9 protein-coding genes are annotated in these 12,613 nt (G+C 51.0%); 8 read left to right on the top strand and 1 reads right to left on the bottom strand.

Going from position 1 to position 12,613, the window contains the following annotated elements; all coding sequences use genetic code 11:
* The first annotated feature begins 1 nt into the window (after window position 1).
* Window positions 2-1,405 (top strand): glycosyl hydrolase family 18 protein, encoded by a 1,404-nt coding sequence (locus MKY82_RS29575; protein ID WP_194544635.1) that lies wholly within the window; start codon window positions 2-4, stop codon window positions 1,403-1,405.
* Here the strand turns inward: MKY82_RS29575 and MKY82_RS29570 are convergent.
* Window positions 1,400-2,278, bottom strand: coding sequence for an AraC family transcriptional regulator (locus MKY82_RS29570; RefSeq protein ID WP_339294929.1), 879 nt, complete (start codon window positions 2,276-2,278; stop codon window positions 1,400-1,402). The genes MKY82_RS29575 and MKY82_RS29570 overlap by 6 nt on opposite strands.
* 171 nt (window positions 2,279-2,449) lie before the next feature.
* On the opposite strand from MKY82_RS29570, the gene yicI reads away from it, so the two are divergent.
* The 7 genes from yicI to MKY82_RS29535 all read left to right on the top strand — a co-directional run bounded on the left by yicI (window position 2,450) and on the right by MKY82_RS29535 (window position 12,423).
* Window positions 2,450-4,777: an alpha-xylosidase gene (gene yicI / locus MKY82_RS29565; protein ID WP_339294928.1), complete on the top strand. Its 2,328-nt coding sequence runs from the start codon at window positions 2,450-2,452 to the stop codon at window positions 4,775-4,777.
* A gap of 222 nt (window positions 4,778-4,999) precedes the next feature.
* Complete coding sequence (locus tag MKY82_RS29560; RefSeq protein WP_339294927.1) at window positions 5,000-6,808, top strand: sensor histidine kinase; 1,809 nt, start codon at window positions 5,000-5,002, stop codon at window positions 6,806-6,808.
* Window positions 6,783-8,339: a response regulator transcription factor gene (locus MKY82_RS29555; protein WP_339294926.1), complete on the top strand. Its 1,557-nt coding sequence runs from the start codon at window positions 6,783-6,785 to the stop codon at window positions 8,337-8,339. Before MKY82_RS29560 ends, MKY82_RS29555 begins: the two co-directional genes overlap by 26 nt.
* A gap of 132 nt (window positions 8,340-8,471) precedes the next feature.
* Entirely contained in the window at window positions 8,472-8,624 is a 153-nt protein-coding gene (locus MKY82_RS29550; RefSeq protein WP_339294925.1) for a hypothetical protein, read from the top strand.
* A 124-nt stretch (window positions 8,625-8,748) separates the two neighbouring features.
* The gene (locus MKY82_RS29545) at window positions 8,749-9,711 is read left to right on the top strand and encodes an ABC transporter permease subunit (protein ID WP_194544630.1); all 963 of its coding nucleotides are present in this window, start codon (window positions 8,749-8,751) and stop codon (window positions 9,709-9,711) included.
* Window positions 9,712-9,725: 14 nt separating this feature from the next.
* Complete coding sequence (locus MKY82_RS29540; protein ID WP_194544629.1) at window positions 9,726-10,634, top strand: carbohydrate ABC transporter permease; 909 nt, start codon at window positions 9,726-9,728, stop codon at window positions 10,632-10,634.
* Window positions 10,635-10,710: 76 nt separating this feature from the next.
* The gene (locus MKY82_RS29535; RefSeq protein ID WP_220683859.1) at window positions 10,711-12,423 is read left to right on the top strand and encodes an ABC transporter substrate-binding protein; all 1,713 of its coding nucleotides are present in this window, start codon (window positions 10,711-10,713) and stop codon (window positions 12,421-12,423) included.
* Window positions 12,424-12,613: the final 190 nt, after the last annotated feature.

Below are 12,613 nucleotides of genomic sequence, written 5' to 3'. Positions count from 1 at the left end.
AATGACAAGGTTGTCCAGAACGATGAGAGGATGGATTCTCGGATTCATCGCCGTGCTGGTGCTTGGTATGTTCCCTGTGCACAAGGCTCAAGCCGCTGAGGCCTGTACGGAGCCTGCATGGAGCAGTTCTGCCGTATATGGCGGGGGAAATATCGTATCCTTCAACGGTCATGCCTGGAAAGCGAAATGGTGGACACAGGGCGAGGTGCCTGGAACGACCGGACCATGGGGTGTATGGGAGGACCTTGGAAATTGCACTCCCGGGACACCGCCCGTCGATCCCCCGGTGGATCCGCCAGTAGACCCTCCTGTAGATCCTCCGCTGCCTGGTGACCGTATGTATGTCGCTTATGCGAGTTCTTGGAACACCAGTATTTACGATCTGACGACCGCGAGCATTCCCAATTACATCACCCATCTCAATCTTGCATTCGTAAGGCCGGATACCACGTATATTCAAGGGTCCTACGCGTTTGATCAAGCCGTTGCGGGCTTGGAATTTGTGGAAGGGGCGACCACCCCGAACGGTCAACGTAAATTTACAGCCCAGCAGTCTCAGGATCTGCGTAACCATATCGCATCTCTCAGAGCCCGCGGAACGAAAGCGTTCCTATCGGTAGGAGGCTGGTCATACAGCCAAGGTTCACAGTGGTCCGGATTCAATGCCAAGAACATTGTGGATTTGGCTCTCGATCTTGGCGCTGCCGGAGTCGATATTGACTGGGAATCCAGCGGCAGCAGCTGCAACAAAGGAACAGCCTCCCAGTTCAGCTGCACCAAGGATGGAGAGATCGCGGGTATTATTACGAGTCTCTATAATGAAATCCATGCAAGAAACGCGAATCTGCAGATTTCCATCGCCGGTTGGTCTACGGGCGCTTATTACGTAAAAGGAACGCCGTTTGAGGAAGGCAAGGTTCAATGGGGATCTCCTTTTGGCGGTACCATGTACCGCGTAGTTAAGGATCATGGCGGCAAGATCGACTTCATCAATCTGATGTCCTACGATGGCGGTATTTATTACGATCCGCGTGAAGGTTATGAATCGTATAAGGCAATATACAATGGACCTATCAACATGGGCATGCAAATTGCGCCGGAGGGATCCGGCGGGGCCGTCCTGCAACTGAATGCCGCACCGGGCACGGTATACGATGCCGACATGATGAACGGTCAGAATAATATCGCAACACCTTATTATAATGTAGAAACGATGGTGAACTATATGAAAAATAAGGGAAGGGCGAATGATGGATTCATGCTGTGGCAGCTCTGGAAACAGCGCGTTCATCAGCCCGCTCCGTCAGGTGCAGCGAATGAGAACAGTGCGGGCCAGTACGTATGCCGAAACCTGCCGCTACCGGGAGATTGCAATCAGACCATACCGAGCCTGCCGAAATTATAATTTTCTCCGATACTCCGAAGGCGTGCAGTCCATGATCTTACGGAAGACCCGAACAAAATAACTGATATGCCCGAATCCGACATCGAGTGCGATGTCGGATATTTTATTGTCTGGCTGACGAAGGAGTTCAGCAGCCTGGCGAACGCGATAGGAATTCATATAATCCACGGGCGTTTGCCCGGTCATGGATTTGAAGAAACGGCAGAACTGGCCTTCGCTCATCGGGATCAGATCAGCCAACTCACTCAGCCGGATAGGACGGTGATAATGATTCTGGATGTAGAGAATGACTTTCTTCAATCGTTCCGTTCTCACCATATCTGCTGCTTCGCTCCGGCTCCTGTTGACCAGTCGGCCAGAGGATGTTGCCTGAAACAACATGAGAAACAGATGTCCCTTAATAGCGACCTCATAACCGGCAGGTTTATGCTTCGACAGCCGCGTCATTTCCTTTATATGCTGAAGCAGCTGCTCATCGGTTTCAGATGTCATCCATCTCGGAAAGGTGGCTCTTCGCTCCTGAAAGGGAACAATCATTCCTTCTTGTACAAGATCGTAGCTGCTGCTGGCAAGCATGCCGGGATCGAACACCATGGCGCAGAAGCTGCACCCTTGGTCGCCCCGGGCATGACCGGTATGGAGATCTCCTCCATCGATAAATATCGCTTCACCCGCCCGGACAGGGATGTATTCCGAGTCGATCTGAAACAGAACCTCGCCTTCCAGCACGTGGAAAATTTCCGCTTCCTTATGCCAATGGGAGTCTACCACATGGGCCCCGGGGGCAAATTGATACCAGTAGGCACCAAACGGGAAGCGTTCATTCCCGTGAACGGTGCTTTCTTTTAAGGACTGGCGAAAGGATTGATCCATGATGTACCTCCTTGGAATGAATTGCCGCTTGAACGATGTCATCTTATATCAAAATTGTGCTATAAAACAATGGAATACTGTTAGATTGGCTTAAAATAGATCAGTATAATGATATTATAACGCTTTCATCTTAAAGTTCAATTTTCATAATATAGAAAGGCGGATTAAAAAATGAAATTTACAGACGGCAACTGGCTTATCCGGGAAGGATATTCCGTTTCGGGAGCGGTTCAGGCTTATGATTTTGCGGTAAAAGGAGATACGTTGACAGCCTATGCCTCCACGGCCCCGATTCCGGGCAGAGGAGCAACGATTAACGCCCAGCTGATCACCGTGCAATTTCATTCTCCGGCACCCGGCGTCATCGGCGTAAAGCTGGTTCACTATGCGGGCGTAAGAGATAGAGGACCTGCATTCGAGTTGTACAAACAGGAAGGTGACCATACGGTCATTGAAGAGAACGATCAGGAAGCGGTTCTTCGCAGCGGCAATTTGAGCGTCGTGATCAAGAAAGGTCCGGAGTGGTCGGTTCACTTCTATAGAGGAGAAGAACGCATAACCGGCAGCAGAGCCAAATCCATGGCACATATCGTGGAAGATGGCGGACAGACCTACATGCGCGAAGAGTTGGATCTTGGCGTAGGTGAGTGGGTATACGGACTTGGCGAACGATTCACTTCGTTTGTGAAGAACGGCCAGGTCGTGGATATTTGGAATCAGGATGGCGGAACAAGCTCCGAGCAAGCCTATAAAAATATTCCGTTCTATCTGACGAACAAAGGCTATGGCGTGTTTGTCAACCAACCGGACCTCGTATCCTTTGAAGTGGCTTCGGAGAAAGTGAAGAAGGTGCAGTTCAGCGTGCCAGGCGAGTCACTGGAGTACTTTGTTATTGACGGGCCTGATCCGAAAGGCGTGCTGGACAAATACACGAACCTGACAGGCAAACCGGCACTGCCGCCGGCATGGACCTTCGGATTGTGGCTTTCTACCTCCTTTACAACCCAGTATGATGAAGCGACCGTCAACTCCTTTGTCGACGGTATGCTGGAACGCGATATCCCGCTGGAAGTGTTCCACTTTGACTGCTTCTGGATGAAGGGGCTCAACTGGACGGACTTCCAATGGGATGAAGAGGTGTTCCCGGATCCTGAAGGCATGCTGAAGCGTTTGAAAGAAAAAGGCTTGAAAATCTGCGTGTGGATCAATCCATATATCGCGCAGCGCTCGCGCCTCTTTGAGGAAGGCCGTGAAAAAGGCTACCTGGTGAAGAAAGCGAATGGCGATGTGTGGCAGTGGAATCTATGGCAGCCGGGTATGGCGCTGGTGGACTTCACGAATCCGGACGCATGCGAATGGTATGCAGGATACCTGCGCGAGCTGGCAGATATGGGCGTTGATAGCTTCAAGACGGATTTCGGCGAGCGCATTCCGACGGACGTTGTGTATTTTGACGGTTCCGATCCTCATAAAATGCATAACTACTACACCCAGCTCTATAACAAAGTGGTCTTTGATGTGCTGGTGGAGAAATTTGGCAAGAATCAGGCGGCGGTATTCGCACGCTCCGCAACCGTAGGCGGACAGCAGTTCCCTGTTCACTGGGGCGGCGATTGCTATGCGGATTATGAATCGATGGCGGAGAGTCTGCGCGGCGGCTTGTCCCTCGGTCTCGGCGGCTTCGGCTTCTGGAGCCATGATATTGGCGGTTTCGAGAATACGGCTCCGGCGCATGTATTCAAACGCTGGCTGGCATTTGGCTTGCTGTCCAGCCACAGCCGTCTGCACGGCAGCAGCTCTTACCGGGTGCCGTGGTCTTACGACGAGGAGGCTGTGGACGTTACGCGCTTCTTCACGAAGCTGAAGAGCCGTCTGATGCCTTATCTGTTCCATACCGCCGTACAGGCATCGGAGCAAGGGGTGCCAAGCATGCGCGCCATGTTCCTGGAATTCCCCGAAGACCCGGCCGTTGAAATGCTGGATCGTCAATACATGCTGGGAGATTCCCTGCTTGTGGCACCGGTGTTCAGCGAGAAGGGCGACGTGAAGTACTATCTGCCGAAGGGCCGCTGGACGCATCTGTTAACCGGAGAAACGGTGGATGGCGGAACTTGGCGCAAGGAAACGTACGATTTCCTCGGGCTGCCGTTGTTTGTACGCGGCAACTCGTTCCTGGCTTTGGGCGCAAACGACACCCGTCCGGAATATGATTATGCCGACGGAGTTGAGCTTGGCTTGTATGCATTGGAGGACGGCAGCGAAGCTTCGGTCACCGTTCGCAACATGAACGGGGAGAGCGAGCTGGTTGTGCGGGCGGTCCGTGCAGGCAGCCGGATCGACTTTACGGTGGAAGGCAGCGGCAAGCCATTCTCCGTGAAGCTGCATGACACCGGGGCCGTTTCATCTGTAGAGGGCTCGGGAGTGAGCCTGCAAGAAGGCAGCATTCAAGTGGAAGCCGGACAACAAGCGGTGAATTTCACAGCAACTCTGGAAGGGTAAGCTCTGGGAACGCCTGCTCGATATAAGGAAAAAAAGCATAGCAAAGATGAGCCCGGACCAGCCTTATGCTGGAGTCGGGCTTCTTCCATATTTTAGCTGGCCCTGGACTAAAGGCAATGCTGATATAATAGGCCTGCGGCAGGTTTATTCACAAATGGTTGTAACCGTTTTCCTATATAAAGGGCTTGCCGAAGATTAAAGGACAGGAGCGAAGACGGTCCGATGTTATCTTATTTCATTCAACTTGTGAATGACATGAAAATCCGCAACAAATTGATATTGTCTTTTGTTGTCGTGGTCTTTGTCCCGGTAGCCATCGTGGGGATATTCCTTACGGGCGAGCTCCGCAAATTTGCTTTCAACAATGCGTTGGAGCAAGCTTACCAGAACGTGGACCGGGTCAAGAAACGGTCAACCGAAGTCATCAACGTGGCAGACGATTTATCCTATCGGCTATCCTACGACGAGCGTCTGAGAAATCTGGCCAACCGACAATATGAAAGCGTATATGATGTGTTCGTAGCATACAGGGAGTATCCCGATTTACAGCAGGCGATTCTGATGTACAAGGAAATTTCAAATATCCGTTTCTACAGCGAGAACCCCACCATGCTGAACAATTGGGAATTCCTTTATCCCGAGGATGACATCAAGAGAACGGAATGGTATCAGCGAGCCGAGGATGATATCGGCGTCATCTACTGGGACTATATAACGGATGAACGCGATCAGAAAGTGTACCTCAGCTTAATCAAGGGGGTTGATCTTGGAAGCAAGGACAACCGTGGCGTGCTTGTAATCAATGTCAATACGGGCATGCTGAACACGATCCTGAGCCAGGAAACGTTTGACACCATTATTGTGGACAGCAATAACAATATTGTCGCCGCTAACCGTCCGGAGCTGTACGGGAAAACGCTAGCCGAGATTCAAGATACCAGCGGGGTTGTCTACAATGCGAGCGGAAGCTATGAATCCGTCATACATGAGGAAGCCTCCAAGGTGCTGATTGAACCGTTGAATACGGAATCCGGGGTTAACGGTCTGCGCATTATTTCCATATTTTCAATTGATAGCATTGTGGCGGAAGCCAATCGAATCAGCAAGCTGGCGATGACAGTCATCATCATCAGCCTGCTGCTGGCCGTTCTTCTGATCTATAGCTTCTCTTCATTGATCTCTAACCGGCTGCTGCGCCTCAGCAAGCATATTACGAAGGTGGGTACTGGTAACCTCGGCGTTGCCATGGAAATTGACGGTAAGGATGAGATCGGTCAGTTATCCCGCCAATTCAACTCCATGGTGGGTAACATTAACGACCTGATGAACGAAGTGCAGGAGTCCAATGAACAGAAAAGGTTAATGGAGCAGAAGCAGAACGAAATTAAATTCAAAATGATGGCCAGTCAGATCAATCCGCACTTTTTGTTTAATGCCTTAGAGTCTATTCGCATGGAAGCACATCTCAAGGGTGAAGACGAAATCGCCCGGATTGTGCGGCTGCTCGGTAAAATGATGCGAAGCAATCTTGAGATCGGGAGCGGAAAAACAACGATAAAAGACGAGATCGAGATGGTGCAGTGTTATCTGGATATTCAAAAGTTCCGCTATGAGGATCGTCTGAAATATGAACTGCTGGTGGATCTCGAAGCCGATCGGGTAAGAATCCCGCCGCTGATCATACAGCCGCTTGTGGAGAATGCGGTCATACATGGGATGGATCACAAGGAAGAGGGCACTTTCATCAGGGTGAGGGTCACGGCAAGTGAAGGAAAACTGCACGTGATTACCGAGGATAATGGGGCGGGTATAACCCTGGAGAGATTGCAGATGATCTACGGTTATTTGAACGATACCGATGAGAAGGACGGAGGACGGATCGGGCTTCGGAATGTTCATGTCCGCCTGCAGCTTACCTACGGCCCTGATGCAGGTCTGATCATTTACAGCGAACCGGGCATAGGAACACGTATTGAATTCAGTATCCCGACAGGAGGAGAGAGCGATGATGAAAGTGTTAATCGTGGATGACGAACCCAAGCTGCGCGAAGGGCTGAAGAGCATTGTGCCATGGACCGAGCTTGGGTATCAGGTTGTTGGAACCGCAGCGAACGGGAGCGAAGCGCTGGAGAAGCACGGGATGTACGACCTGGATTTGATGTTAATTGATATCCGAATGCCGGGAATGGACGGATTGCAGCTGATCGAAGCCATCCGAAGCCTGGATTCCGAGATCCATCTGCTCATCCTGAGCGGATATGCCGATTTTGATTATGCCAAGCGGGCGATGTCCCACCGCGTGGACGGATACCTTTTGAAGCCGGTGGATGAGGACGAGCTGAGCATGTATTTGCTTCAGATTAAAGAAGCCGTCGAGCAGGAACAGGAGAGGAAGGCACTGAATAGAGCAGCCTCGGATATGAACCGCGAGCAGTTCATTCAGACATGGTTCAGCCCGGAGGGCAATCCCGATCCGTCAGCTTTACGGAATATGGCCGAGCGGTCGGGACTGTTATGGAACCATTACCAAGTGCTGCTTGTTCATCGTAACGGCTACGATGAATCCGTTGAGGGGGTCGACGATCGGTTGAAAAATCAGCTGATTAAAGCTTTTGAAGAGAACGGCCACGGCGCGGTCTTTTCCATGCATGGACAGCTCGGCGTCCTAATGCATACGCCGGTCTTGACGGCAGGTGGGCGTAAAGAATTGCTGCAGTTGGTGGAGGAAGCCGCAAGTCGGGCTGGCACGTCGATAACGGCCTCTTTGGGCCGTCAGGTCCACCGTTTGGAAGATGTGGCGGATTCGTACCGTTGTGCCAAGGAACGGATTCGCGAACGCTTCTTCTATGCTCCCGGCGAGTTGTTATTCCCTGAATCCGAGCGGTTTGCCGGCAGCATAACGGATGAAGAACGGCAGCCCTATGATCCGGAGCGGCTGATGGAACAGCTCTATTACGCCGTGGATGTGGGCAATGTGGAGGTGCAGCGGAAGCTGCTGCATGCTGCAGCGTATGCCATGGTGAATGAAGATTACACGGAGGAAAGGATGAAAAGCGCCTTCGTGGAACTTCTGACCGGGGTGCACAACAAGCTGATGCAGCATCACGCCGAGCTGCAGTCCCGCACGAAGGAATACTCGGATCGGATTGCGGCGATATTCCGCCAGCGCACGGCCTATGATTTGTGCCGCCATTCGTCCCAATTCCTGGAGGAGCTGAACTGGCAGGCGGGCAATGGCGGACGGGATCAGGAGATGAAGCGGATCATGGATCTGATTCAGCGTAATTATAATGAGAATCTTAAACTGGAAACACTAGCCTCCGTATTTAATTACAACAGCGCCTACCTGGGGAAGATGTTCAAAAATACAACCGGAGAATACTTCAATACGTACCTCGATAAGGTCCGGATCGACAAAGCCAAGGATTATTTGAAGCAGGGCATGAAGGTGTATCAGGTTGCGGAGAAGGTCGGGTATACGAATGTCGACTATTTTCATAGCAAGTTTAAAAAATACGTCGGTACCTCTCCATCCAATTTCCGTAAGGAGCTGGACCTGTAATCAGTCGTCACATTCTCACCTACAACCAGACTAAACATAAGTACTTTCATATCGTGCCCTTTAGACGCGACTAAGGTACGCGTCTTTTTGTTTTCCCCCTTTCCTTCCCCAAGGCATTATCGGGGAATTCAAATGCTGCGAAGCATAGAGCGGAGGGGCCGGAATCGTATCGGAGAAGCGACAGCGGTCGCCTTTAAAGCCGGGAAACAACCTTACCCTACCATCCGAAGTTTCCCGGATTTAACAGCGATCGGAGATACGATCCGGACACGGGGCGGCACATAGCTCTTCTGCATTTCTCTCCCCCCGTTAATGTCTAATTTTTATATGATTTTTAAGCCAATCCTTCGGGTACTTCCCTGCCCCAGCTTGGTTTATCATCAGGATATACAAGAGAGGAGGGGTTGGTTTGAAAGCGGTAACAAAGACAGAAGGTAGCATCCAACCTGCCGCAAAGAAAAAGAAAGGCTTTTGGGCCACTTTCAAAGAGCAGAAAGTACTGTACGGAATGTCGCTTCCATTCATCGTCATTGTATTCATTTTCAGCTACTTGCCGGTGTGGGGCTGGTTGATGGCATTCCAGAATTACAAGCCAGGCAAAGGGATATTCGAGCAAAAATGGGTGGGCTTGGACCATTTCGCAGCGCTTTTCGCGGACGATAAGTTTTATCTGGTGTTGCGGAATACACTCGCCATGAGTTTCATGGGATTGATCGTTGGGTTCACGATTCCGATCCTATTCGCAGTCTTGTTGAATGAGCTTCGTGGAAGCGTATTCAAGAGGACCGTACAGACGATATCTTATCTGCCTCATTTTGTGTCCTGGGTCGTTGTTGCCGGTATCGTGACCAAAATGCTGTCCACAGATGGAGGCGCTGTCAATCAGCTGCTGATGTGGCTGGGGTTGATTGATCAGCCCATACAGTTCATGGCTCAGGGGAACCTGTTCTGGTACATCGTAACGGGCTCCGATATATGGAAGGAAATGGGCTGGAGCGCGATCATTTATTTGGCAGCGATTTCAGGCATTGATCAGGAGCAATTCGAAGCAGCCAAGGTTGACGGCGCGAGCCGACTTCGCCAAATATGGCATATTACGCTGCCAAGCATCGCCCCTACGATTGCAATTCTAATGATCATGTCCATCGGACATCTGATCAGCATCGGCTTCGAGAAGCAGTTCCTGCTGGGTAACCCGCTGGTGGTGGATTATTCCCAGGTGCTGGATCTGTATGCGCTGAATTATGGCCTTGGGATGGGGCGTTTCTCATTCGGTACGGCCATCGGGATGTTCAACTCCATTGTGAGTATCCTCTTGTTGCTGATCGCTAACGGCGTATTCAAAAAATTCACGAAGCAATCGATTATGTAGGGGAGGGAAGCAGCATGGCACGAACTAAAACAGCATTCAAGCCCACGCTCTCCGACCGCGTGTTTGATATTGTTAACTTTACTTTTATGACACTGGTCATGATCGTTACTCTGTATCCGTTCCTGAATGTTCTTGCGATATCATTGAACGATTCCGTAGATACAGTACGTGGGGGGATCTATCTCTGGCCGCGGGAGTTTACGCTTGAGAATTACGTGCAGATCTTCAAATACGACGGTTTGATTACAGGGGCCAAAATTACGATTCTCCGTACGCTGGCAGGAACATTCTTGGGCTTGTTAAGCGGCACAATGCTGGGCTACGTCCTCAGCAGGGTGGACTTTCAGGGAAGAAAGTTCATGTCGACCTTTCTTGCGCTGACGATGTACTTCTCCGGCGGAATGATTCCAGTGTTCATTCTGATCCGCGACCTGAACATGATGAATTCGTTTCTGGTCTACATCATTCCGGGAATGGTAAGCGCGTTCAACGTATTCGTTATCCGGTCTTTCATCGACAGCCTGCCTTATTCGCTGCAGGAATCGGCTAAGCTTGACGGGGCCAACGATTTCACGATCTATTACAAAATCATTCTTCCGCTCTGTAAGCCCGTACTGGCTACCATCGCCTTATTCCTGGCCGTCGGGCAGTGGAACTCATGGTTCGATACGTATCTCTATAACGGCAACGCACCCCATCTCACGACGCTTCAATTCGAGCTGATGAAGGTGCTGCAGAGCACGCAGGGACAAACCAGCGGCATGATGTCGGGGCAGAACATGGCCGATATCGTGAAGCAGGTGTCGCCGGAATCGATCAAAATGGCGATCACGATTGTGGTTACGGTTCCCATATTGCTCGTCTATCCGTTCCTGCAGCGGTATTTTGTGAAAGGCATGACGCTTGGAGCCGTAAAAAGCTAAGCGCAAGTATGGTATCAGCAGGCAACATGTCCTGTTATACGATAGATGATTAAAAATCGATTTAGGGGGTATAGCAATGAAACATAAGAAGAGATTGTCGCTGCTGCTCGCGATCATGATGATGGCCACATTCGTTCTGGCGGCATGCGGCAACGGCGACAGCAACAATAGCGCAAACGGCGGCGAAGAAGGAAGCAGCGGCAACGATACGCAGCAGGAAGAGAAGCTCGAGCCGATGACCATGACGTATTACAGCGCGGATTCCAATGCAAACTGGGCCAACATGCAGGACGCGGTCGGCAAGAAGCTGACCGAGAAAACCGGCATTACGATCCAGGCCGAATACGCGGTGGACGGCTCCAATCAGAAGCTCCCGCTGATGGTGGCGAGCGGGGAATATCCGGACTTGGTATTTGCCAAGGGTGACGCCAATCTGTTTGTGGATTCCGGAGCGTTTATTGATCTGACAGATCTGATCGAAGAGCATGCGCCGAATATCAAGAAGGTGTATGGAGAATATATGAGCCGTCTGAAATGGAGCAATGAGGATGAGGCCATCTATGTCCTCCCGACACTTGCAGCGGTGGACCATCAGGCCCTTGATGCTGGCGGCACGTTCCAGATCCAGCATGAAGTGCTGAAAGAACTCGGTTACCCTGAACTGAAAACGGTGAAGGATTATGAGAACGCACTGAAAGAGTATGCCGAGAAACACCCGACCATTGACGGCCAGCCGACGATTCCGCTGACGTTGAATGCGGACGGATGGAGAATCATGATCTCGGTAACAAACCCGGCGTTTATCGCGACAGGCGTATCGGATGACGGCGAGTACTATATCGACCCGGAAACAACCGAGGCGAAGCTTCATTACAAGCGGCCGGAAGAGAAGGAATACTTCCGCTGGCTGAATCATATGAACGCCGAGGGCTTGTTGGATAAAGAAACGTTCGTGCAGAAGACGGACCAATACGAAGCTAAAATCTCCTCTGGCCGTGTTCTTGGCGTCATCGATCAGGAGTGGGGCTTCGGCAATGCAACCAACGCGCTAAGATCTTCCGGTAAGGAAAACCGCACCTATGCGAGATTCCCGATCCAACTGGATGAGTCGACCAAGGATGCAACATTCCAAGACACGGGTTACGTCGCCGGATGGGGCGTAGGCATTACGACATCCGCGAAGGATCCGGTTCGAATCATCAAGTTCCTGGATTATCTGGCTTCCGAAGAAGGGCAAGTTTTGATGAATTGGGGAATCGAAGGCGAGCATTACAACGTGGTGGACGGCAAGCGCGTCATTCCGGAAGATGTCCAAGAGCGCAAAACCTATGACAACGCCAACTTCACCAAGGAAACAGGAATCGGCTTGTACAACGCCATGTTCCCTCGTTACGGCGACGGCGTGAAGGATTCGACGGACAATTATTACACAACGAACTTCCCGGAGACGATCATAGAGAACTATACGCCATCCGCGAAGGAAACGCTGAAAGCGTACGGCGCGGAAATGTGGAAAGACCTGTGGCCGAAACAAGAAGAATTTGAAGTGAAGCCGTGGGGCGTTGCTTACAACATTCCGGTACCGAGCGACTCCAATATCAATATCACGTACAAAAAGGTGGAAGAGATTACCCGGAAGCGGATTCCGGAAGTCATTCTTGCCGATCCGGCGAAATTCGATGCGCTGTATGATCAGTTCATCAAAGAACTGAATGATGCCGGCGCCGAGAAGATGGAGCAGGAATACACCCAATTGGTACGCGAACGCGTGGAACTCTGGAATAATTAAGATAGAAGCGAATAGAAGGGGCCGGCTGTATGCGGCCCCTTTTACCGCTATTCAAGGCAGTTGCTGCTCAGTTGCTGCTAGCGGCGGGCCTTAAGTTATTCGAATAAATACAACCTAAGATGAAGGATTTAAGGTGTTTTTCGAGAAGACCTTTATCAAATTGGAATAAGGGGGGATTACACTGAATTCA

This window comes from Paenibacillus sp. FSL W7-1279 (assembly GCF_037969845.1).
Classification (GTDB): Bacteria; Bacillota; Bacilli; order Paenibacillales; family Paenibacillaceae; genus Paenibacillus_AQ.
The sequence above is the reverse complement of the archived record's forward strand: the minus strand, read 5'-3'. Positions and strand labels throughout refer to the sequence as shown.

Bases quoted from the DNA above. Each gene is read 5' to 3' on its own strand.
- MKY82_RS29550 (WP_339294925.1), top strand. From the start codon at position 8,472: ATGCTGCGAAGCATAGAGCGGAGGGGCCGGAATCGTATCGGAGAAGCG.
- MKY82_RS29570 (WP_339294929.1), bottom strand. From the start codon at position 2,278: ATGGATCAATCCTTTCGCCAGTCCTTAAAAGAAAGCACCGTTCACGGG.
- yicI (WP_339294928.1), top strand. From the start codon at position 2,450: ATGAAATTTACAGACGGCAACTGGCTTATCCGGGAAGGATATTCCGTT.
- MKY82_RS29540 (WP_194544629.1), top strand. From the start codon at position 9,726: ATGGCACGAACTAAAACAGCATTCAAGCCCACGCTCTCCGACCGCGTG.
- MKY82_RS29555 (WP_339294926.1), top strand. From the start codon at position 6,783: ATGATGAAAGTGTTAATCGTGGATGACGAACCCAAGCTGCGCGAAGGG.
- MKY82_RS29575 (WP_194544635.1), top strand. From the start codon at position 2: ATGACAAGGTTGTCCAGAACGATGAGAGGATGGATTCTCGGATTCATC.
- MKY82_RS29560 (WP_339294927.1), top strand. From the start codon at position 5,000: ATGTTATCTTATTTCATTCAACTTGTGAATGACATGAAAATCCGCAAC.
- MKY82_RS29535 (WP_220683859.1), top strand. From the start codon at position 10,711: ATGAAACATAAGAAGAGATTGTCGCTGCTGCTCGCGATCATGATGATG.